Origin of the sequence: Janthinobacterium sp. JC611, from assembly GCF_018682595.1 — a bacterium.
Lineage (GTDB): Bacteria > Pseudomonadota > Gammaproteobacteria > Burkholderiales > Burkholderiaceae_D > Janthinobacterium.
Genome location: NZ_JAFLJN010000021.1, coordinates 449,475 through 471,884 on the forward strand (window position 1 = coordinate 449,475; position 22,410 = coordinate 471,884).

The window sequence follows — 22,410 nt, forward strand, 5'->3', positions numbered from 1 at the left end:
ACTCGGTGCAGCCGTCATCGTGTTGGCTCTGTTTGGGTCTTTGCTGATCAGTCCGTCACCTTTCTTATTGGAGTCCACGATGAGCAGCAAAATATGGCGCCACCTGCAATGGCTGTTGCTGATCCCGCCCATCGTCGCGGCTACATTGCTCGGTTCTCGCTGGCTGCATTCGTCCAAGCCCATGGCCGTCACAAAGCAGCAAGTGCAGTTGGCGGCGCCCAACGAGCAGGAAAAGCGCGAGTACGTGCTGGAAGTTATCGGTCTTGGCGTCACACTGGACAAGTATCGCCAGGGCAAGCTGTGGGAAGCGCTGCAGACGGGGAATGCCTATACCAGCATCCGCGAACAAGATACGAAGAAGTATCCGTGGAGTAGCCTGGACAAAGCCGGCACAAGTGGAGGGCGTGCAGGAGACTCGCTGGAAAATGGCGCACTAAACACGCCGATGTATTTTGCCGTGCCCATATTTAACGCCGAAGGTCCCATTGGAGATCCGGCGCAGCAAGATACTCCACATGCCCCCATCATGGGCCTGGCGGGCAGCGCCTCCTCCTCTGGCATGCACTGGCATTTGTTTGTGGCGGGGCCGCGGCGCTTCGACGAACATCCCGAGCATATCTTGGAGGATGTTTTCGCATTTTTTGACGCCCATCCTGACGTGCCATACATCATCCTGAATTCGCATGATGGCATGGAGTCGCGCGATACCAATCGCCTTCCCAACACTCCTGAACTGCTCAAGGACGGCTACTACATCCCCGAAATGCCCGACGCCTCCGCCCTGTTCGTGCTGGCCCGGCGCGAGCGCATCGACGCCGTGCGGAAGTTTGCATATGACGATGCGCCGCCCGAGGACAGCGTCGACGACCTCAATACCTACGGCGTGGCGCGGCGCCTGTATCTGGCATATGACAAATTGATGCGGGCCGTGCCCCATCCAGACAAGAAAGAAGACCCGAGTGCATTCACCCAGCGCCAGCCCTCAATCGCCGAATGGCTGCCCGTCGCCGCACAATTCGCGCAGCGCCCCGACATCCGTGGCACGGGCAGCTTCAGCATGGTCGACAGACTCAGACACAAGACCTATCACCCGCCGAAAGAATGGCAGCCCACGCCCTGGTTTCCTGTGCCCTTCAACAAGGAACAGCTGGCGCAGCTGGACCGCCTGCCCACCTTCGGCTACCTCCACCGGCCCACGTTCGTCAGGATGACGGATGAACACGGCAAGCCGCTGACGCGCCGCGACCAGCGCGAACACGCCTTGCAGGCGGGCTGGCAACAAGCCTTGCGCAGCCTGCCGGACAGCGAACGTCCCGCCGCGCCGGCGCGCCTGGTCGCCGCCACGGGCGGCAATCAGGCCCAGCTGATTGCCTTGCACAAGACCTTGTTGAGCCATGCGGAAGATGGCGGCACGGAACTCGACAGCTGCAACACGGCGCAGTGGATCGATACGGACCAGCGCCTGGGCAACACGGGCGCGGCCACCCTGTTCGTGCAGATGGCCATAGCCGTGATGGGCAGCTACCGCGACGGCGGCGTCAGCGCCGTGGTGAATCTGCGTAATGCGGAAGAAGCGACCATCGTGCTGGTCAGTCCGCCATCGGACGAAAAACGCCGCACGCAAAAACATCCGCACGGCGGCGATGTGCTGCGGCATTACGTCACGCCGGCCATCGACCCAGCGAACTATCCATCGAACTGATTATTTCCCCTGTGCGGCAAGCTGCGCCAAGGCATTGCCCCGTACCTGGAACGCCACCTGCGCCACCGTCTTGCCGGCGCCATCGACGAGGGCCAGCGCGTGCTTGCCCGGCACGGGGCGCCAGCTGATGCTCTCGCTTGCCGCGCCCATGTCCTTGCCGTCGAGCACCCAGCGCAAGGCGTGGCTGCCCTGGGCCTGGAAGAACACGCGCTGCAGGGCGGGCGGAATGTCGGGGTCGATGGCGAGGATGCTGTCCTCGGCCGGGTAGACGATGGCGGCCGGCTTCACCGTGTCGCCCAGCACGGCGATGACGGGGCTTTCCGTGCCGGCAATAAACCATTCGCGGCGCGGCGCTTCCAGCGCGGGCTGGTACGCCACCATCTGTTGCAACACGCCGGGCGGCGCTTTCGGCGCATGGCTGGGCACGTTCTTGTGCAGATAATCCATGACGTCGCGCCACACGGGCGCGGCGCCCGTCACGCCTGACACGTCCCACATGGGCTTGCCGTCGAAGTTGCCCACCCAGACGCCCACCGTGTAGCGCGCCGAGTAGCCTATGCACCAGTTGTCGCGCATGTCCTTGCTCGTGCCCGTCTTGACGGCGCTCCAGAAATTCGTCCCCAGTTCGTTGCGCAAGCCAAAGGTCATGCTGCGCGCGGCGCGGTCGGCCAGGATGTCACCCACGATGAAGGCGGCGCCCGCTTCCATCACGCGGCGTTTGTCCTTGCCAGCCTGGCCCGGCTGCAGGCTGGCCGTGCTGTACAGCCCGCCATTGGCCAGCGCGCGATAGGCGTTGGCCAGTTCCAGCAGGGTCACCTCGGACGAGCCCAGCGCCAGCGAAGGGCCATAGTATTCGGCCGGTTCCGTCAGGCTGGACAGGCCCACGTCCTTGAGGCGATTGTAGAAACCGTCCTGCCCCGTCAGCAGCACCGTGCGCACGGCGGGAATGTTGAGCGAGCTGGCCAGGCTGGTGCGGGCGCTGACGTAACCCTTGAAATTGCGGTCGTAGTTTTGCGGCGCATACATGCCCGACGCCGTGGCGACGTCGAGCGGCGAATCGTCCATGACGGAGGCGGCCGTCATCAGCCGGCGTTCGATGGCCAGTTCATACAGGAAGGGTTTCAAGGTGGAACCGGCCTGGCGCAGGGCCGCCACGCCATCGACGTGGCTGCCGCCCGCATTGCCGACGTAGGCGAGAATCTCGCCGCTACGGTTGTCGAGCACGATGATGGCGCCATCGTTGACATTGCGCTCGCGCAAGGACGCCAGTTGCTGGCGCAGATTGTCCTGCGCGAAGCGCTGCAAGGCGCCGTCCAGGGTGCTGGCGACCTGCGCGCCCGGCTGTTTCAACAGTTGCTGCGCCACTTGCGGCGCGGGGGCCAGGTCGGCGTACAGGGCCGTGCGCTGCAAGGCCGTCTGCACGCGCTGGCCGATCAGCTGGCAGCTGCTGTCCATGCGCCATTCCTTCGCCAGCGCGCAGGCGCGGCGCGTGACGGTGGCTGGCGGCGCGTTGGGCGCGCGCACGAGGCTGGCCAAAATGATGCCATCCGTCTGGTTCAGTCCGGACGGCGCCTTGCCGAACAGGCTGTACGAGGCAGCCGCCACGCCCTGCAGTTCGCCACGGAAGGACACGAGGTTCAGATACGCTTCGAAAATCTGCGCCTTGCTCCAGCTGGCCTCGATCGCCCGGGCCGCGCGCATCTGGTCCCATTTCTGGCGCAGGCTGCGGCCGCCCGCTTGAGCCTGCAAGTCCTCGTCCAGCTGGCCCGCCAGCTGCATGGTGATGGTCGAGGCGCCCCGGGGTTTCTTGGAAAACAGGTTGTCCCAGGCCGCCGTGGCCAGCGCGGACACATCCACGCCGCCATGGCGCATGAAGCGCTGGTCTTCCGCCAGCAGCACGGCCTGCTGCACGGCCGGTGAAATGTCGGCCAACGCCACCCACGGCAGACGCCGCACTTTCATGTCCACGCGCAAGGATTGCAGGGGCGCGCCGCCGCGGTCCAGCAATTGCGCTTCCGAACTGCGGTAGGCGGCCTGCACCTGGGCCGGCGTCGGCACCGCTTGCGCGACCGCCGGGCCAGCCAGCATGCAGCCCAAGACAAAGAACAACTTCTTCACTGCCCCACCTTCACGTTCGCGTTCGGCGACTCGCCGAACATCTCGGGCGAATACATGGCCTCGATGCGCGTGGCCGGCAGGCTGAAATCCCCGGCATTGTTCAAGCGCACCGTGTATTCCACGCTCCAGTTACCCTTCGGCACGAAGGCGTAATACGCGCGGAAAGCGTCGAACGCCCGTTCCTCGAACGTAGGCCAGACCCAGCCCGTGGATTTTTCGCCGGCCGTCAGCAGCTGCGAATCGCGCCCCAGGCCATTGCCCAGCACCGTGGCGCTGGCGGGAATCGGATCGTCGACCACCACCCAGCTCATGTCCGCCTGCGCCGATAAATCCAGGCGCACGCGGTAGACGTCGCCGCGCGACCACTGGCCTGTCGTCTGTTGTTCCACCGGCGTAATGGTTTTCTTGATCGTGTAGCCGCTGGACACGGGCGCCTTGAGCGGGATGGCCGCCAGGCTTTGCACGGTGGCCCACGGTTTGCCCGTGCCGCTGTGCGCCAGGCCCAGGGTATCCGTGCCTTTCGGCCACGCTTGCAGCACGGGGCCGACTTTCGCCGCGCCATTCCACACGAGCGCTTGCGTATCGCCGCCCAGCTTGACGGCGCTGGCGCCCGTCACGGGGGTGGACTCGAACTTGGCCGAGAATTTGGCGATGGCCAGGGTGCCCCAGGCGTTGGCCACCGTCGTATCCCAGCGGCCCTTCTTCTGGCGCCCCATGCTGCCGCGCACCAGGCGACCGATATCGTCCTTCCACGCCGGATTGTCCAGCACGGCCAGCAGCAGCCGGTTGGCGTTGACGTCGCCGGACACCATCAACCACCACCAGTTATCCTTGCGCTCGGTGGAAAAGCCCATGGTCGTGCCCTGGAAGTTCAAACGGCTGCGCAAAATCTGCTGCGCCTCGGCCAGCAGCACATCGCGGCGCGCCAGGCTTGGCGTGCGTTGCAACAACAGGCTCCAGTCGATGACGGCGGACGTCGGCCACAGGTTCGGGCTGATGCTGATGCTTTCCAGCGCATCGGGCGGCACCTTGCCGGAGCGCGACAGCGCTTCCAGCGCGGCCAGCTTGCGCACGGCCAGGTCCGTCGTGGCCAGCGCGGAGCGGCGCACGATGCGCCCCTGCACGAAGGCCGTCAAGGCTTCCTCCATGCGGTTCTTCGTCTGCTCGGGAATCGCATAGCCCGCTTCTGCCGTTGCCGACAGCACGTAGGCCGTCAAGCTGTCGCTGCCCTGCTCCATGATGGGGAAGTATTTCAGCATGCCATCACTGTCCAGGTAGGCAGGCAAGCTGGCGGCCAGCTTGTTCCACGCCTCCTGGTCTTGCAGGGCGATGGCTTTCGACGTATTTTGCTCGAAGCAGGTGTACGGATACGCGGTCATGTACTCGCGCACGCCGGGCAGCTCGCCGCCCAGTCTGGCGACAAAGCTGGTCTGGATGCCGCCCCGGCCCGGCAAGGCGCCGGCCGGCATCTGCACGGACATATTGATGGGCTTGTCGATCTGCTGCAGGGTGGCTTGATACGTGCGCACGGGCGTGGCCTGGCCCACCTTTTGTGTGATTTTGAGTTTGTCGCTATGGTTGCCCGCCTTCGCGCCTATCTCCCACACAATCTGTTGGGCACCGAGCGGCACCTGGTAATCCCAGCCCACTTCGCGCGCTTCGCCCGCCGCCAACGTCAAACTCTGGCGCGGCAAGGCCTTGCCGGCCGCGCTGGCGTTGAGGTCCACGCTCAAGGATGCTGCCGAGGTGTTGCGTACCGTAAAGCCCGCGCGCAACTGGTCGCCCTCGCGCACGAGGGTCGGCAAGCCCGACATCAGGATCAGGTCTTGCGAGCTGCGGATATCCGTGCTGCCCGTGCCAAACAATTCCTTGCCGGCGCTGGCAATCGCAACGATGCGAAACGCCGTCAAGGAATCGTTGAGCGGCACTTGCACCGTCGCCTCGCCCTTGGCGTCGAGCTTGACGGTGGCCTTCCAGAACAGCAAGGTGTCGAACAGTTCGCGGCTGGCGCCCTTGCCGCCGCCACCGCCGGCCGGGAAGGCCTTGCGGCCGAAATGGCGCTTGCCGATCACCTGCATCTGCGCCGTCGCCGTTTCCACCTGCAGGCTGCGCTGTGCCATCATGGTATCGAGCAATTTCCAGCTATCGTTGGGCATCAATTCCAGCAAGCCCGTGTCGACGGCCGCCAGCGCCACTTCGGCGCCGGCCGGCAGCGGTTTACCGTCGGCGCGGCGCACGCGCACGGATACTTCCGCCTTGTCGCGCGTTTTATACACCTCCTTGTCGGACACCACCATCACGTTCAGTTCATGCGCCTGCCAGCCCACGTTCAGCGGTGCGATGCCCATCTTGTAGGCCGGCTTGCCCAGGTCGACCAAGGCCGTCGGCTGCACGCCATCGACGCGCCCGCGCACGACAAACACGGACACGTACACATTCGGCGCGTAATTCGGTTTGACCGGGATAGTCACCACCGGTTCCCGGCCATTGAGCTGGCGCACATAGGTGTCGAGGATGCCTTCGCGCTCGACCGTGATCAGGGCCGTGCCCGAACGGAAGGGCATGCGCACCTGCAAGCTCGCTTCCTGGCCCGGCTCATAGCGTTTCTTTTCAGGCAAGACGTCGATGCGGTCATTGTCGCTGGCGTTGAACCACCAGTCGCCGCTGCCGGCCACCCAGGTGTCGCGGTTGGCCACGGCCGCATTGCCGGACGCATCCTGCGTGCGCGCGCGCAAGATCAGATTACCGCTGGCGGGCGCCTTCACGTCGCACGTCAACAGGCCCTTGTTGTCCGTCTTGCCGCTGCAAGCCGGGCCCAGCTTGACCACTTCGCTGCTGTTCTCATACGCATAGAAGCCGCCGATCAAGCGCCGGCGGTGCGAATAGCTGTTGCGCTGGAAGAAATCGACGGCGACCGGGGCGTTCGCCACGGGCTTGCCATTGGTGCCCAGCACGGCCACCGTGAACTTGAAGGCATCCTTGCTCAAGGCCCAGGCGTCGGGCTTGATGCCGATCACATAACTGGAGGGCCACAGCGGCACTCTTGTCGCCACCGAGGCCGTCTCGCCATTCGCATCCTGGAAAGCCATTTCCGCCACCAGGTCGCGCGGCGCGGACAGCGGCGGCAGCTGGTCGATGACGATGCGCGCGCCGCCCGCCTTGTCCAAAGTCAAGCTTTGCGTGCGCGCAGCCGTCGCGCCGGCGCCGGCACCACCCGCGCCATGGCCTTCGTCCTGCCACTCGCCTTCATCGTCGTCGTAGCCCGTGCCCTGCTTCACCAGACCTTCCTTCACGTCGCCATTGCTGAAGCTATAGTCGGGATAGTCGGCAAACGTCACGCTCTTGTCTTGCAGCACCGTGCGCAGCTTGACGGGCGCATTCGTGGCGGCGCCGCCGGCCAGATACGTGATCTGCGCATCGAGGGCCAGCTGCTTTGCCTGCACGGCGGGCGCTTTCGGCCCCTGCAGCACGGCTTTCATGGTGGGCACGCGGAACGCCTCGACCCGGAAACTGCCGGACGGGCGACCCGCCATCGTCACGCTGTACTCGCCCTGCTTGGCGTCGGCGGGAATGAGCCAGTCGCTTTCCGCCGTGCCGCCGGCCGACCAGCGCAGCGGCAATTGATAGTTCTGGTCGCTGCCCTGGTGCGTGATGACGACGGAGGTGGCGCTGCCGGGACCGTTGTTCTTGTCGACCAGGCGCATGCCTTCACCCGTGTGCTGGCGGATGAAATGCTTCATGTGCACGGTTTCGCCGGCGCGCAGCAAGGTGCGGTCGAATACCGTGGCCAGCAGGGTGTTGTCGGCGCGCGTGTCGTCCGTGGGCAAATTGAAACGCCAGGCTTCGATGCCGCCCACCCAGTCCGACAGGGTGAACGTCATGTCGCCGCCGCTGCGCGCACTGATAAAGTAGCGGCCATTGTTCTTGCAGCTGGAATTGGCCAGCTCGCCAGGGATGTGCGCCACGCCATCCGCGCCCGTGGCGCCTTGCCACAGCAGCTTGCCGGCGCAGTCGCGCACGGCCACTTGCGCCTTCGCCACCGGCGCGCCCTTGTCGAGCGACGTCACCCACACCAGCGACGATTGCGCGCCATGCTTGAAGTGGGCCGCCAGGTTGGTCACCAGCGCGGCCGTGCGGATGTAGGCCGTACTCGGTTTGCCCAGCAGCACCTTGCCGAGGATGGGGCTGGCCAGCTCGACCACATAAAAGCCCGGCTTCGGCAAAGGGATGCCGATCACTTCAAAGGTTTTCCTGCCATCGGGGCGCGGCAGGCTGAGGGGCCGCGTGCCGGACGCGTCGGCCAGTACGGATTTGCTCATATTGCCCGCATACTGGGCGTACGGCTGCCAGTATTCGCCGCCGTCGCCATTGCCGGCCAGGCGCTGCATCCACTCGATGATGAACTTGTCGTCATTGTCGGGCACACGCAAGGTGGCGCCCGTGGCGGCGGCCGAGGCTTGCGCGACTTCCTTGCCCGACAGCACGGGTTCGATATTGCGCACCGTCACGGGCAGCAAGCCGTCGCCCTTCGCTTCGATGATGCCGAACGGGGCCGGGAATTTGAGCAGCGGCGGCTGTTCGCCCGTGCGCACCGTCATGGGAAAGCGCGCGCGGTTGAGCAAGGCGCGGCCCGCGTCATCCTTCAGTGTCGGCGGCAGGCTCAGCACGAAACTGGCTTGCACGGGGAAGGGACCGTTGAAGGTGGCGCCGTACAGGAATTCCGCTTTTTCCTCTTCCTTCGAGATGGTCGGCGCATAGGTCTTGCCGCCTCCCTTCAGGGTCATGGCGCGCACCTGCGCCGCGCTCACGGGGGCGGAAAACTGCACGCGCATGGGCAGGAAGGGAATGCACTGCTCCTTCGGATTGCTGCGCTCGCAGCTGAACTTGGCCGTGAAGTCGGGCCGCGTCTTGAACTGCAGCGTTTGCGCCTTGTCCGTGGCGATGCCGCTGGCGCTGGCGATGCCCTCGCCCCACACGAGCGACACCTTGGCGTTGGCGGGGAAGCTGCGCTTGCATTGCAGCACGGTGACGGGCAGCGGCGGCGCGCCCTTGCTGGCGACGGGCATGCCCACTTTCCATATGACGCCCCGCTTCTTGAAATACACGGTCAGGTAGCGGTCGACAAAATTCTTGCGCAGCGCCAGCACCTGCTCCAGTTCCTTGCCCACAAGCTGCCGCACGGGAATCTTTTCATTGATGCCATCGGCGCGGCAATACGCGTGGGCGGCCACGCTGGCGTCGTTCGGCGCGGCGTCCAGGCCCAGCACGAAGATCTGGTTTTCATCGATATACGGCTGGCCGTCATACGGTACGGCCTCGACGATGGCCGGCCCCCCCGTGGAAAAGCGGTAAGCGCCAGTACCCTGCAAGGCCTGGCCCGCCAAGTCCTTCAGGCCCGGCTTCAAGGTAAAGCTGCACGCCACGCCGGCCGGCAAATCGCGCTCGAAATCATAGTTCCAGTTGCGCTCGTCGGCCCAGCGTCCCGCGCCCGCCACGACGGCCGGCTCGGCCTTGCCGCAATCGATGACAAACGGCGCCGGCAAGCCCATGTCGCCAAACGACACCATCGGCGTGGCGAACTGGGCCCGCACCTGGCGCACGGCCTTGACCGTGCCGCTCGGTGAAAACAGGGACACGCCGCTATCGGCCCAGGCCGGCATAGCCAAGCCCAGCGACAGCAGCAGACCTAGCCGGCCCAGTTTGCCAAACAGCGGGGAAGAAACAACACGGGGGTGATCAGGCACGGGTGACTCCTTGATGAAAAGTGGCGGAGCTGGCTGCGGCGCACAATAGTTGCCCGGGAGAAGGCCGGCAAGGCAACAGAACGCGGCAGGAATACAACATCAATGTAATATTTGTTATCAAGCTCATCATTGTTGCTAATATACAGTGGCACGCCGGTAACAAGTCGTACGATTGCCTCTGGTCGCGGCGCCAGGAAGTGGCCGTGATGACAGAAATTTCCCGAGGCTAATTAGTTTTTTTCAACATAGAAGTCTTTGTCGTGAATCTGCAACACCATTGATATACAACAATGCTTTGTGCGCTAACGCACCGACCACGTGAACCTGCAACCGTATTCTCTAGTCCAACAGCAGTGCATTTATCGCAAGAAAGCGCACCTGGAATTGTTGTCTACCTCTAGCAATAGCATGTCTGGCAGTCGTCGCATTGATGCAGTAGAGAAAATCTCTTATCAACGTTGGGAGTTACTTGTGAATAATCTAAAAAAAATCGCCGTCGCCGCCGCAGTACTGTGCTCCGCCCTCGGCGCACAGGCCCAGGAAATCAATCCTTCCTGGTACATTCAACCTAGCATCAACGCACTCAAGCCAGATTCCGATTTCGCCACGGATAAAACCGGCTATGGCGCGGGCTTGCGTTTCGGTAAACCCGTTTCCCAGGACTGGGATATTCAACTGGGTACCACGTATGCCCGCTCGAAGGATGGCGGTCAACGCTACCAGCAAAATACGCTGGGCGTAGACGGCTTGTACATGTTCTCGCGCAAAGCCTTCCGTCCCTTCCTGCTGGTCGGTGCCGGCATGCAGCGCGACAAGGACACCAGCTTCGCCTTCGGTGAACGCAGCAAGAGCTCGCCATACGCCAGCGTCGGCCTGGGTTTCCAGTCCAGCATCACGGAGCAACTGTCGCTCCAGGCTGACGTGCGCAATGTGCACGGCTTCCTGCGCGGTAACACCTTTGATCCAAGCAGCAAATCCAATAACTACTACATCACGCTGGGCCTGAACTACGCGTTCGACAAACCGGCTGCGCCACCACCACCGCCACCACCGCCGCCAGTGCGTGAAGAGGTCGTCGTGGTCGTACCGCCGCCGCCACCGCCACCGCCGCCAGCACGCTTTGAAAAAGTGACGATGTCGGCAACGGAACTGTTCGCGTTCGACAGCGCCAAGCTGGGTCCGACACAGACCAAGCTCGACGAAATCGCCCGCGTGCTGAACGCCGTGCCGGACGTCAACAACGTCGTCATCAGTGGTTATGCCGACCGCATCGGTTCGCCCAAGTACAACCTGAAACTGTCGCAGCAGCGCGCTGATGCAGTCAAGGAATACCTGGTTGCCAAAGGCGTGGCCGCCAACCGCCTGACGGCCGAAGGCAAGGGCTCCACCAATCCTGTCGTCACCTGCGACAACAAGAAGCGTGCCGACCTGATCAAGTGCCTGGAACCAAACCGCCGCGTTGAAGTGGAACAGATCACCATCGAACGCCGCGTGCAGTAAGCTCAACAGTGGTACGCCACTTGTGAATAAAAAAGGGGCTCGCGCCCCTTTTTTGCATTGAAAGTCATCATGAATTTTTCTACCCGCTATCCCAGACTGGCCGGCCTGGCGCCGTTCAGCAAGCAGATGCGCAGCGTCATCGTCTGTTCCGTCACCGAATGGCTGGAACACCGCGCCTCGAGCAAGGGCGCCGCCCTCGCCTATTACACCCTGTTTTCCATCGCCCCCATCCTCGTGCTGGTGATCGCCATCGCCGGCTTTTTCTATGGCCCGGCCGCCGCGCGCGGCGAGCTGATGGGGCAATTGCAGGGATTGCTAGGCACGCAGGGCGCCGAAGCCATCCAGCTGGTGCTGGCCGGTGCGAAGAACCATGACCAGGGGCGCATCGCCACCCTCATCGCCAGCGCCCTGCTGCTGTTTGGCGCCACCAGCGTGTTTGCCGAACTGAAGGCCAGTCTCGATGAAATCTGGCAAGTACCGCCGCTGAAGGAAGCGGGCGCCTGGGACATGCTGCGCACGCGTTTGCTGTCCTTCGGCCTGGTGCTGGTACTGGCCTTCCTGCTGATGGTGTCGCTGGTGGTCAACGCGGCCATGGCCATCCTCGCCAACTTCTGGGAAGGCGTGTGGAAAGACACGGCCGTGCTGTTTGCCATCCTGTCGAACCTGATCGGCTTTGCCGTCATCGCCAGCCTGTTCGCCGTCATCTATAAAATGCTGCCGCGCGTGCGCCTGTCCTGGCGCGACGTGCTGATCGGCGCCATCGGCACGGCCTTCATGTTTTCATTGGGGAAATATGCGATTGGCGTGTATATCGGCAATAGCGGCGTGGCCAGCAGCTATGGCGCGGCCGGCTCCCTGGTGGCCCTGCTGCTGTGGGTGTATTACTCGGCGCAGATCTTTTTCCTGGGCGCCGAGTTCACGCGCCAGTTCGCCCTGCAGCTGGGCAGCATGCGGGATATGCCGAAGACGGACGACGGCGACGTGCAAGTCAAGATCTTGAAACGTCACCAGTCCTGATTGTCCGCGGCACACGCAAGCGCCCACGGGCGCCGTTGGCGTTTCCGCAAGCTATTCGCCCAGCAGCTCGGCCACCACTTCCATGCCCTGCACGCGCTCGGCCACCACCTTCACGATGACGATGATGGGCACGCCCAGCAGCAAACCCCATACGCCCCACAACCAGCCCCAGAACAGCAGGCTGATGAACACGGCCGTGGGATTCATGCGGGCGATGCGCCCCGTCATCCAGGTGGTGACAAAGGTGCCCACCAGAGTGGCGATGGCCATCGAGGTGCCCGTCACCAGCAAGACCATTTCCAGCGATTCGAACTGCAAGAAGGCGACGAGACCCGTGGAAATGGTGATGAGCAAGGGCCCGAAATACGGCATGATGTGCAACAAGCCGGCCACGATGGCCCAGGCACCCGCGTTTTCCAGGCCGATCACGCGCAGGGCGATCCACATCAGGACGGCCAGCAAGCCATTCGTGACGAGCAGCATGAACATATAGTTCTGGATCGAGGTATTGATGTCTTCCAGGATGTGCACGGTGACCTTCTTGCGACTCAGCGAGGGGCCCGTCAGCTTGACGAGCTTGCGCTTGAAGGTATCGCCCGACAACAGCAGGAAAAAGACGAGGAAGATGACCATGGTGGCCTGGCTGAGGAAGCCCACCAGGCCCAGCGAACCGGCCCAGACCCAGTCCATGATCTTGAAATTGGGCGCCTCGGCGGCGGCGGCGCGGCGGTTGTTGCGGCGCGCCTCGGCGCCGGCGGCCACTTGCTCGATTTCATTGGCCACGGCCTGCATCTTCTGGAAGGTGCTGTTCTTGCCGCCCGTATTGGCGGCGATCAGGCGCGACAGTTTATGTGTGGCGGCCGGCAACTCTTCCACGATGGATTCGAATTCGCCCTGCACGCGCTCGACCACGACGAAGGAACCGAACAGGATCAGGGCCGTGACGGCGGTGGTGGCGACGGCGCGCGGCAGGCGCAGCTTTTCCAGCCAGGCGACGACGGGATTGAGGGTATAGGCAATGAAAATGCCGAAAAGGACGGGAATGAGGAATTTCTGTGCCCACTGCAGCGCATAAATGAAGCTGACGGTGGCGATGATGCCCAGTGCCATGCCACGCGCATTGACGTGCAGCGGCAAACGCAGGGATGCGTCCGGGTGTTCCACCGGCGCGTCGGGAGGCGGCCCGGCAGGCTCGGTGGAGGCAGCCGCCACCGGCTCGGGCGGGGTATCTGTAGGCTGGATATGCATGCGATTCCCGCGACGGTCGGTGGAGGGCCGCAGGGCCAGCCGTGGGGCCGGCCGCTGCGGCAGCTCAGGCCATTACTTGACGCGGATGTCGTTTTTCACCGACTTCACGCCCTTGACGCCACGGGCGACTTCGCCCGCCTTGGCGGCATCGGCTGGCTGGGCCACGAAACCGCTCAGCTGAACCACGCCCTTGAAGGTTTCAACGTTGATTTCCGTCGATTTCAGGGTAGGCTCATTGAAGATGCTGGCTTTCACTTTGGCGGTGATGGCCGCGTCGTCGATGTACTCGCCCGTGCCTTCCTTGGTTGGAGTCGAAGCGCAACCTGCAACGGCGAACAGGGAAGCGACGAAAAGGCCAGTAGCGATAGATTTAGTGAATTTCATGGTTTTTTTCCTTAGGAGTGGTCAATCAATGTGCTCACAATGAGCTTCTTGTACCAGTTGGTGACTGCGCGCCGGAAGGAGCTCAGTAGCCGAACTGGGTTTTTGCAGCCTTGATACAGTCATCCTTGGCTGCGCCGGCCAATGCATCGCATTTTTCTGCCGCGACCTTGTACTCGGCTTTTCTTTTTGCTTCACGCGCATCGCTGCGTGCTTCGATGACTTTCTTGTCCGCCTTGGCGTCGGCCAGGGCCGCCACCTTGGTGGACTTGGCCAGCTTGACGCAGACATCCTTGTCGTTGCCCGTCAGCGCATTGCAGCGGGCCAGGTCGACGTCGTAGTTCGCATCGGCAATCTTGATGCGCGCCTTGGTGTAGGCACGCAGGGTATTCGTATATTGCGCCTGGGCCACCGCTTCATCGTAGGCACGCACGGCCTTCGCTTCGGCGATGCAGACATCCTTCGGGTTGCCCGTGATTTTTTCGCATTCCGCATGCGCCAGCTTGTAATTCTGGCCCGCCTTTTCATTGGCTGCCTTGTAGGCTGCTTTCGCTTCCGGCGTGGCGGCCACTGCCTGGCCGCCCCAGGCGGCGCATGCCAGGCTGACAACGATGGCGGTGCAAAGCTTATTCTTGTTCATGTCGTTCTCCCTGGTGGTAGCAAGCATGTCTGCTTGGCATGACTACCGTTTTACGTGGATCGCCGTCTCTCTTCTGTACGCTGCCGTACACAAGTAATTTATTTTGCAAGCGGGAGACAAACAAGGGGAAATAACAACGTTTTGCCGGATCGCCCCGGGGAAATGACCATTTCAATACGAAATAAGTGCGTGCGGCAGCGTACAGACCGGGGCTGGGGGCATGACTAAGATGGCACTACACCCTCACCTCGTCAGGAGAATAAAATGAAAACCAACGCCACCTTGGCTGCACTGATGCTCGCCGCAACCGCCGTACTGAGCGGTTGCGCCACCGGCCCTTCTTACCAATCACAACAATACTATCCGGCCAACCAGCCTGAATCGGCCATGTACGGCACCGTCGACTCCATCCAGATCGTGCAGGGTGGCGGACAAACCAGTGGCGCCGGCGCCGTGGTCGGTGGCATCGCTGGCGCGCTGCTGGGCAACACCATCGGTTCGGGCAGCGGACGCACGGCCGCCACCGTGGCGGGCGCCGTCGCCGGCGGCGTCGTGGGCAACCAGGTCGAAGGCCGCAAACAGCAGGCGCAGGCCTACCAGATCAGCGTGCGCCTCGACAACGGCGAATACCGCACCGTGGTGCAGGACAATGCGAATGACTTGCGCCCAGGCAACCGCGTACGCGTCGTTGACGGCCGCGTCTACCGCTATTAATTTTCGGCGGAGCTTGCCAGCAGGCATCCGCCATCCCGCATGCGCCGTACGATAACAAGGAGTTGCCATGGGCACCATCATTCTGATCATTTTGATCCTGGCCCTGGTCGGCGTCCTGCCCACCTGGCCGCACAGCCGTAACTGGGGTTACGGCCCCAGCGGCATCGCCGGCCTGGTCGTGGTGATACTGATCCTGCTATTACTGACAGGCAGGTTGTAAAAAAAGGCGCTTCGGCGCCTTTCTTATTTCAAGGAGGAAATATCATGACTATCCACAACACACTGTTGGCCACCCTGTTCGCCTGCAGCGTGGCGCCACTGGCGCTGGCCCAGACGGCCACGCCGCAGCCGGGCGACCCGCAACGCTGGTACCAGGAAGACAGCACGGCGCAAGCCCAGCTGCGCACCCTGCGCAAGGAAATCGCCGCCGCCCTGGCCGAGGCCAAAAAAGCCTGCCGTTCGGAACCGTCCGCCGCGCGCGCCGCCTGCCTGAAGGAAGCACAGGACACTTATCGGCAAGACATGGCGAACGCGGAAAAGCTGCGCGAAGCGGCCCATCCGCAGTGATGCGCAGTGATTTCGACGCGGCCTGATCAGGCCGCGTCGCGCTCGTAGGGCGGGAGTTCGTGCACCACGAGCGGCGTGTCTTCCGTGACAAAGGCGAGCCAGCCAGCCGCCTTGATCGCGCGCAAGCCGTCCTGGTAGCCCTGCTCCCAGCGCCACTCGATGGAGCCCTTGGAAAAATTGATATCCTTGGCCGCCATGTGCCAGTCGCGTCCCGCGTACGGCAGGCGCACGATGTGCATGGTGCTGTCGCAGCCCAGCGCTACCAGCTCTTCCGTCTGCTGGCGGTTGTGCGCCGTATCGGGCAGCTTGGCATACAGTTCGCGCAATTTGCGCTGCAAGGTGTGCGTATTGACATAGTCGGCGATATGCCGCTTCGAGCGCGACGCGAAGGTGACGTCCTTCTGCCGCGTCTGCACTTCATCGAGGGTGGTCGGTTCCGGCCCTTCCGAGCTCCACAAGTCCACCATGAAGACCAGGGTGTCGACGTGGGGCGTGTCGTCGAGCACGGTTTCCAGCGGCGTGTTCGAATACAGGCCGCCATCCCAATATAAATCGCCATCGACGCGCACGCCGGCAAAGCCGGGCGGCAAGGCGCCGCTGGCGCGGATATGCTCGGACGTCAAGCGCTGCTGATGGCTGTCGAAACTGGTGAGGCTGCCACATTTGACGCGCAGGGCATTGACCGTCAGGCGCATGCCGCCGGGCTGGTTCAGGTAATCGAAATCGACCAGTTCCTCCAGCGTGCTGGCCAGCTCGCTGGTGTCATAAAAACTGGCTTCTTCCGGCTTGACGGCGATTCCGGCGGGAAACAAGCTGAAGCTGCGCGGCTTGAAGAAGCCGGGCACGCCGCGCAGCACCGTATCGAGCGTGGCCAGCCAGATGTTCGAACGGCGCTGCTGGTCGGACACGAGGTTCATGTCGATGCTGTCGCGGTGCGCCACGCGCTGCCAGAACTGTTTCAGGCGCACGAGCCTGTCCTCATGCTTGTTGCCGGCCAGAATGGCGGCATTGATGGCGCCGATCGAGGTGCCCACCACCCAGTCGGGCGCCAGGCCATGCTCGTGCAGCGCGTGGTAGACGCCGGCCTGGTAGGCGCCCAGCGCGCCGCCGCCTTGCAGCACCAGCACGATACGCAGGCGCGAGGGATTTAACTGATTGATCGGTGTCTTCGAATTCGTCATCAAGATGGCCCCTCTGTCCGCCGCGCAAAATGCGGCGGGTATCATTGTAAGGGATTGCGTCCGTGTGCGCCGGACCTTGGGTACCAGCAAAAAAAACGCCGTCGATGACGGCGTTTCTGTGCAACACGGCTGGCGTTCAGCGCTTGCGGCGCAGCCAGCTGGCGGCGACGGCGGCCACGGCCACGAGGACCAGGGCCGGCTTGACCAGCTTCTTGCGTCCAATAAATGATAGCGCCGTCAGCACGTAGGGCATGGCGCCTTGCAGGCGCATGCCACCTGGCGCCAGCAAGGACTCGACGCGGTGGCCGGCAAAGCCGACCGCCGTTTCCACCACGCCCTGCAGCATCGACTCGGGGCGCAACGCATAAGCCGCGTTGGCGCGCGCATGCACGATGCCCACGCGATACATTTCGCCCTGGGCGATCAGCAGGCGCTTGCGGGCGGCTTGCGCCGCCAGTTTGTCGTTGTCCGACATGAATTCTCCTCTTACATCAGCATGTCGCGGTCAGCCTTCAATTCCGCCATGGTGGCCGGCATGGACAGCTTTCCTTGACGCAGCATGGCACGCGCATACATGACCAGGGCGATGGCCAGCAGCACGAACACGACCGTCATGATCGCCAGGATCTTCCAGCCCAGGCTATCCCAGGCCAGGAAGACGATCAGCACGCTGCCGTAAGCGATGGCGAACAAGCCCGCCACCGTCGCCAGCGCGAAAATGACAATCAGCTGCAACATGTGATTGCGCACTTCCGACAGTTCGATGGTGGCCAGTTCCAGCCGCGACAACATCAGTCCGACGGCGTTTTTGGCCAGGCCGGCGACCGAGCCGATCAATCCCGGCCCCTGGTGAGACGAAGCAGACTTGTCCATATCGCTCCTGAAGTGGATTACTTGCGGCCCAGGATGAAGCCGACCAGCACGCCGACGCCAGCGGCGACGGCCACCGTGCGCCATGGGTTTTCCTTGACATAGCCGTCCGCCTGGGCAGCCATCTGCTTGGTGGCGACGATGGCCGATGCTTGCGCTTCATGCGCCTTGGCCAGGGCGGCGTCCAGGGTTTTCATGCCCTTGACGCGCACTTCATCGGCCTTTTCGCCGGTCAGCGCGGCAGCGGCGCTGAACAGGGCTTGCGCATCCTTGACCAGGGTTTTGACATCGTTATTGACGGTGGTGATATTGTTTTCCAACATGGTTTAGCTCCTTAGCTGTGGATGAATGTAGTTACTATACCTACTTTACTCAAAAACACTATTCCATTAGATCGCGCATATCATCGGCGTGCTCTTCCTCGACAGCCATGATCTTGATCAACAAATGGCGTGTGGTCGGGTCTTTGTCGCCGATTTTCACGATCATCTGGCGATACGACTCGATCGCCACCCGTTCCGCGATCAGATTGGCACGCACCATGCTTTGCACATCTTCAGAGTCATCATACTCGGCATGGCTGCGTGCAAGCAATGTTGCAGGATTAAAATCTGGCTTGCCATTCAATTGCACGATGCGCTCGGCCAGCCAGTCCGCGTGTTCCTGCTCCTGCTGCGCATGCTCGAGGAACTCGGCCTTGATGCTGCCATTGTCGCGCCCGCTCACCGTGTAGTAATGGCGTTTATAGCGCGCAATACACACCAGTTCGGTGGCCAGCGCCCCATTCAACAGAGTAATCAACTCCTGGCGGTCGCCCTGATAACCGGCCGTCACGGCGCCGTCGTCCAGGTTGCGGGCGGCAGCGCGGATGGCGGCCGTGTCGATGCCAACTGGAATCTCAACAGATGTGTGGGTCATGATGTTTCCTTTCAAGTCTTGCATGGGTATCCACCGGCCAACCTTCGGCCGGTGCTGCCTTTTTATTGCCGAGCCAGGCGGCGCGGCTTAGCGGCGGGCGGGAATAGCGGTATTGTCCTCAGACAAGACGATTTCCACACGGCGATTCAGCTGGCGATTCGCCGCCGTATCGTTGCCGGCGGCCGGATAGGCGGCGCCATAACCTTTCGTGGCGATACGGTCGCGGCTGATGCCTTGTTCCAGCAGCGCATTGCGCACGGACTCGGCACGGCGTTGCGACAGTTCCAGGTTGTGCGCGGAACCGCCCGTGCTATCCGTAAAGCCTTCGATCAGCACGGTGCGCTGCGGATTGTTTTTCAGCACGTCGGCCAGCTTGCGCGCCGTATTCATGCCATCTGCCGTCAGAGCCGCCTTGTCCGTGCCGAACAGCACGTCGCCCAAGGTGATCACCATGCCGCGCTCGGTTTTCTTGGCGGCCAGGTCGGCCAGCTGCGCTTCCAGGCCGGCGGCGCGGGCTTGCGCATCGCGGGCCGACGCTTCGGCCGCTTGCGCCTGGGCCTTGGCCGCTTCCGCATCCGCTTGCGCCGCCTGGGCGCGGGCCGTGGCCTGGTCAGCCTGCTGCGTGCGCGCATCGAGGCGCAACTGGTCGCGCTGCTTGCCCGCGTTGGCGATATCGGCCTCCGCTGCCTTCTGCTTGGCGACTTCTTGCGCCGTGGCTATCTTTTGCTTGGCCAGGTAGGCCAGCTTGTCGACTTTGTCGCTATCTTCCTGGCGCGTGGCGGCCGCGTTCGCCGCTTCCAGCGCAGCGCTCGCTTCGCGGAATTCGCGTGGCGCATAGGTCGACACCATCGGGTTCGATTGCGCCGCCATGTAATCGCCGCGCGTCTGGTCGAGCAGGCTGGTGGTGGTCGGTGCGGAGCTGCAGGCGGCAACGAAAGCGGCCATGGCCAGCAGGCCGGGAATCGTGGTGTAAGTAGCTTTTTTCATGATGGGGTCCTGTTCTTGTTGTTGCTTATTGTTTTGGCGCTTGCTGGTTGGCACGGTCGAGCTCTTCGCGCATGACGCGGATGTTCTCGTTGATTTCATCGGCGGCGCTGGTCGCCTTGGCCGAGTTGGCCTTGCTTTGCGCCAGCTTGGCATCGGCTTGCGCCTGGTCGGCCAGGTCGCGCGCCGTCTTGTAGTCGCGGTCTTTCAAGGCTTGGTTGGCCATGCGCATTTTTTCGCGGGCCGAACGCATTTCATCGGGCGCCAGGTCGGCGGCGCCGGCGCTGGCGGCGTTATCGACGGCGGCGCGCGACACGGCGACGTCGGCCGTGGCCGGCGTCTTCAGGCTGGAACAGCCCGCCATCAGCACGACGGCGGCGACGCAGGCGGCCAGAGCGGTCATGGGCGTCTTGATGGAATCTCGGTTTGTCATTTTTCTTCTCCTGGAGAGTGAGGTAACGATATCAGTCATACATGGAACGAATCAGGAACGGCGTTTGATGTATGACGTTATAGGCCCCGCTCCCCCGCATATCCGTTCGGTGCCGCACATAGGGTAGGAAATCGACAATACTTGCATCGGCAAGGTGCGCCAGCGCACGTGCCCGCCAGTAAAACCTGAAACGGCCCCGGCTTTAGGACGATTCCTGTAGCATCGTGCCTACTTGTCCAGAAAGAATCAGCTTATGCCGCTCTCCCGCCGCCAGAAAATCGCCCTCGCCAGTGCCGCCGTGCTCGTTGCCCTGCCCGTCACGGCGTCCATCGTCCTGCTCAATATGGACTGGAACCGCGCCAAGCCCTGGCTCAATGGGCGCGCCAGCGAAGCGCTGGGACGGCCGTTCGCCATCGAGGGCGACCTGGCGCTGACGTGGCAGCAGCCAGCCGGCAGCGCGGGGCAAAAAAGCTGGCGCGACTATTTGCCGTGGCCGCACCTGCAGGCGAAGGACGTACGCCTGGGCAACCCGAGCACCATGGCAGCGGCGGATGGCCAGGCGCAGCTGGCCAGCGTGAGCCAGCTGGCGTTCTCGCTCAATCCGCTGGCCCTGCTGGACAAGAAAATCATCATTCCGCAATTGCGCTTCGACACGCCGCAGGTCCATTTGCTGCGCAGCAAGGATGGCAAGAACAACTGGACCTTCGACAAGCAGGACCAGCCATCGCCGTGGCAGCTGGAATTGCAAAGCGTGGTCTTCAGCAAGGGCACGGTACATCTGGATGATGGCGTCACCAGGACGGCGATGCGCGCCGATGTCGACACCATCGCGGACGATGCGCGCTACGGCATCGCGTGGAAACTGTCGGGCAGCTACCGCGGCGAAACCGTCACCGGTGGCGGCAAGGCGGGTGGCGTGCTGTCGCTGCAGCGGCAAGGCACGCCCTTCCCTATCCAGGCCGACATGCGCGCGAGCGGCAGCAGCGTGGCCATCGAAGGCACGCTGACGCGCCCGGCAGACCTGGCCGCGCTCGACGTGCGCCTGAAGCTATCCGGGCCCAGCATGGCCCGCCTGTATCCCTTGACGGGCGTGCTGCTGCCGGAAACGCCGCACTTCAGCACGGAAGGCCATTTGACGGGCACCCTGGCGCCGCGCGGCGGCGAATGGGTGTACGACCAGTTCAGCGGCAAGGTGGGCTCGAGCGACATCAGTGGCAAGCTGGCCTTTTCCGCCAGCACGCCACGCAAGCGCCTGACGGGCGAAGTCCACTCGCGCCTGCTGCAATTTTCCGACCTCGGTCCGCTGGTGGGCGCCGACTCCAGCGCCAGCAAGAAGGAACGGGGCGTGCCGTCGACGCAGCCGGCCGGCCGCGTGCTGCCGGTGGAAACCTTCAAGACGGAGCGCTGGATCAGCCTGGACGCCGACGTGCGCTACACGGCCGACAAGATCACGCGCGACGCCGAGCTGCCGATCAGCAAGCTCGACACGCATGTGCAGCTGACGGACGGCGTGCTGTCCCTGGCGCCGCTCAACTTCAACGTGGCGGGCGGCACACTGTCGTCGCAGATCAGGCTCGACGGCAGCGGCAAGGTCATCGCCAACGGCATCGCGGCCGAACTCAAGGCCAGCGCCCGCCATCTGCACATCCAGCAACTGTTCCCCCGCCTGCCTGCCTTGCAAGCGAGCGTGGGAGAAATCAATGGCGATGCGTCGCTGTCGGCCACGGGCAATTCCGTCGCCACCCTGCTGGGCAGCTCGAACGGCGAAGTGCGCGCGCTGATCGACCGGGGCAGCATCAGCAAGCTGCTGCTGGAAGAAATGGGCTTGAATATCGGCAGTGTCGTGCTGGCCAAACTGGCGGGCGACAAGCAGGTCAGGCTGAACTGCATGGCCGCCGACTTCGCCGTCACCAAGGGCTTGATGCGCACGCGCCAGTTCATCGTCGACACGGATGACGCCATCCTGCATATCGATGGCACGGTGAACCTGGCCGATGAACGGCTGGACCTGACCCTGCGGCCGGACAGCAAGGGCTTGCGCATCTTTTCGCTGCGCTCGCCCCTGTATGTGCATGGCACTTTCAGCAAGCCCGACGTAAGCGTCGACAAGGGCGTGCTGGCCCTGCGCGCCGGTGGCGCGCTGGCGCTGGCCGTGGTGGCGCCCGTGGCGGCGCTGCTGCCGCTGGTCAATAGCGGCCCCGTCGAGGACAGCGCCTGCGCGGCGCTGCTGGCCCAGGCGAGAGTCAAGCCGGCGGCGCCGAAACCGGGTAAACCCGCACGCAAGGCACGCTAAGCGTGGTGTGTGCTTTTACAATTGTTACACCCCTATGTGCGTTGGCGAACAGACCCTGCCTTGCCACAATTCTATTCTGTGATCGTGCCTGAAACACCCA

Annotated in this window: 19 protein-coding genes; 7 read left to right on the plus strand and 12 right to left on the minus strand. The window is 63.2% G+C overall.

All coding sequences use genetic code 11. The features are described from left to right. The first annotated feature begins 79 nt into the window (after positions 1–79). Entirely contained in the window at positions 80–1,702 is a 1,623-nt protein-coding gene (locus J0O65_RS16440; RefSeq protein ID WP_215408300.1) for a type VI lipase adapter Tla3 domain-containing protein, read from the plus strand. Here the strand turns inward: J0O65_RS16440 and pbpC are convergent, their stop codons facing one another. Both pbpC and J0O65_RS16450 read right to left on the minus strand, forming a co-directional pair. Continuing rightward, positions 1,703–3,790 carry a penicillin-binding protein 1C gene (pbpC, locus tag J0O65_RS16445; RefSeq protein ID WP_251373817.1) on the minus strand — a complete coding sequence of 696 codons (2,088 nt, stop codon included), beginning with the start codon at positions 3,788–3,790 and terminating at the stop codon, positions 1,703–1,705. It abuts the gene before it with no gap. A 26-nt stretch (positions 3,791–3,816) separates the two neighbouring features. Further along, the gene (locus J0O65_RS16450) at positions 3,817–9,564 is read right to left on the minus strand and encodes an alpha-2-macroglobulin family protein (protein ID WP_353056208.1); all 5,748 of its coding nucleotides are present in this window, start codon (positions 9,562–9,564) and stop codon (positions 3,817–3,819) included. 471 nt (positions 9,565–10,035) lie between these two features. Between J0O65_RS16450 and J0O65_RS16455 the strand changes: the two genes are divergently transcribed. Further along, the gene (locus tag J0O65_RS16455) at positions 10,036–11,064 is read left to right on the plus strand and encodes an OmpA family protein (protein ID WP_215408301.1); all 1,029 of its coding nucleotides are present in this window, start codon (positions 10,036–10,038) and stop codon (positions 11,062–11,064) included. A gap of 69 nt (positions 11,065–11,133) precedes the next feature. Further along, complete coding sequence (locus tag J0O65_RS16460; RefSeq protein ID WP_215408303.1) at positions 11,134–12,081, plus strand: YihY/virulence factor BrkB family protein; 948 nt, start codon at positions 11,134–11,136, stop codon at positions 12,079–12,081. A gap of 51 nt (positions 12,082–12,132) precedes the next feature. Here the strand turns inward: J0O65_RS16460 and J0O65_RS16465 are convergent, their stop codons facing one another. The 3 genes from J0O65_RS16465 to J0O65_RS16475 all read right to left on the minus strand — a co-directional run bounded on the left by J0O65_RS16465 (position 12,133) and on the right by J0O65_RS16475 (position 14,350). Beyond that, entirely contained in the window at positions 12,133–13,329 is a 1,197-nt protein-coding gene (locus tag J0O65_RS16465) for an AI-2E family transporter (protein WP_502793567.1), read from the minus strand. A gap of 72 nt (positions 13,330–13,401) precedes the next feature. After that, positions 13,402–13,713 (minus strand): BON domain-containing protein, encoded by a 312-nt coding sequence (locus J0O65_RS16470; RefSeq protein WP_215408305.1) that lies wholly within the window; start codon positions 13,711–13,713, stop codon positions 13,402–13,404. Between the two features lie 82 nt (positions 13,714–13,795). Continuing rightward, positions 13,796–14,350 carry a hypothetical protein gene (locus J0O65_RS16475; protein ID WP_215408307.1) on the minus strand — a complete coding sequence of 185 codons (555 nt, stop codon included), beginning with the start codon at positions 14,348–14,350 and terminating at the stop codon, positions 13,796–13,798. Positions 14,351–14,614: 264 nt separating this feature from the next. Here J0O65_RS16475 and J0O65_RS16480 point away from each other — a divergent pair, with 264 nt between their 5' ends. The 3 genes from J0O65_RS16480 (at position 14,615) to J0O65_RS16490 (ending at position 15,631) form a co-directional block, all read left to right on the plus strand. Continuing rightward, complete coding sequence (locus J0O65_RS16480) at positions 14,615–15,064, plus strand: outer membrane lipoprotein (RefSeq protein ID WP_215408309.1); 450 nt, start codon at positions 14,615–14,617, stop codon at positions 15,062–15,064. 67 nt (positions 15,065–15,131) lie between these two features. Further along, positions 15,132–15,284 carry a DUF3309 family protein gene (locus tag J0O65_RS16485; protein ID WP_010396415.1) on the plus strand — a complete coding sequence of 51 codons (153 nt, stop codon included), beginning with the start codon at positions 15,132–15,134 and terminating at the stop codon, positions 15,282–15,284. Between the two features lie 44 nt (positions 15,285–15,328). After that, positions 15,329–15,631: a hypothetical protein gene (locus J0O65_RS16490; protein ID WP_215408311.1), complete on the plus strand. Its 303-nt coding sequence runs from the start codon at positions 15,329–15,331 to the stop codon at positions 15,629–15,631. Between the two features lie 26 nt (positions 15,632–15,657). Here J0O65_RS16490 and J0O65_RS16495 read toward each other — a convergent pair whose 3' ends face one another. The 7 genes from J0O65_RS16495 to J0O65_RS16525 form a co-directional block, all read right to left on the minus strand. Next, entirely contained in the window at positions 15,658–16,812 is a 1,155-nt protein-coding gene (locus tag J0O65_RS16495) for a patatin-like phospholipase family protein (RefSeq protein ID WP_215408313.1), read from the minus strand. Positions 16,813–16,948: 136 nt separating this feature from the next. Beyond that, positions 16,949–17,287 carry a hypothetical protein gene (locus J0O65_RS16500; RefSeq protein WP_215408315.1) on the minus strand — a complete coding sequence of 113 codons (339 nt, stop codon included), beginning with the start codon at positions 17,285–17,287 and terminating at the stop codon, positions 16,949–16,951. A gap of 11 nt (positions 17,288–17,298) precedes the next feature. Then, positions 17,299–17,685, minus strand: a complete 387-nt coding sequence (locus tag J0O65_RS16505; RefSeq protein ID WP_034758936.1) for a phage holin family protein — start codon at positions 17,683–17,685, stop codon at positions 17,299–17,301. 17 nt (positions 17,686–17,702) lie between these two features. Next, positions 17,703–18,005 carry an ElaB/YgaM/YqjD family protein gene (locus J0O65_RS16510; protein WP_035826246.1) on the minus strand — a complete coding sequence of 101 codons (303 nt, stop codon included), beginning with the start codon at positions 18,003–18,005 and terminating at the stop codon, positions 17,703–17,705. Positions 18,006–18,063: 58 nt separating this feature from the next. After that, complete coding sequence (locus J0O65_RS16515) at positions 18,064–18,624, minus strand: ferritin-like domain-containing protein (protein ID WP_502793568.1); 561 nt, start codon at positions 18,622–18,624, stop codon at positions 18,064–18,066. Between the two features lie 63 nt (positions 18,625–18,687). Beyond that, positions 18,688–19,587: an OmpA family protein gene (locus J0O65_RS16520; protein ID WP_215408316.1), complete on the minus strand. Its 900-nt coding sequence runs from the start codon at positions 19,585–19,587 to the stop codon at positions 18,688–18,690. 25 nt (positions 19,588–19,612) lie between these two features. After that, positions 19,613–20,017: a DUF4398 domain-containing protein gene (locus J0O65_RS16525; protein WP_215408318.1), complete on the minus strand. Its 405-nt coding sequence runs from the start codon at positions 20,015–20,017 to the stop codon at positions 19,613–19,615. A gap of 253 nt (positions 20,018–20,270) precedes the next feature. Between J0O65_RS16525 and J0O65_RS16530 the strand changes: the two genes are divergently transcribed. Beyond that, positions 20,271–22,310: an AsmA family protein gene (locus J0O65_RS16530; RefSeq protein ID WP_215408320.1), complete on the plus strand. Its 2,040-nt coding sequence runs from the start codon at positions 20,271–20,273 to the stop codon at positions 22,308–22,310. Positions 22,311–22,410 lie beyond the last annotated feature (100 nt).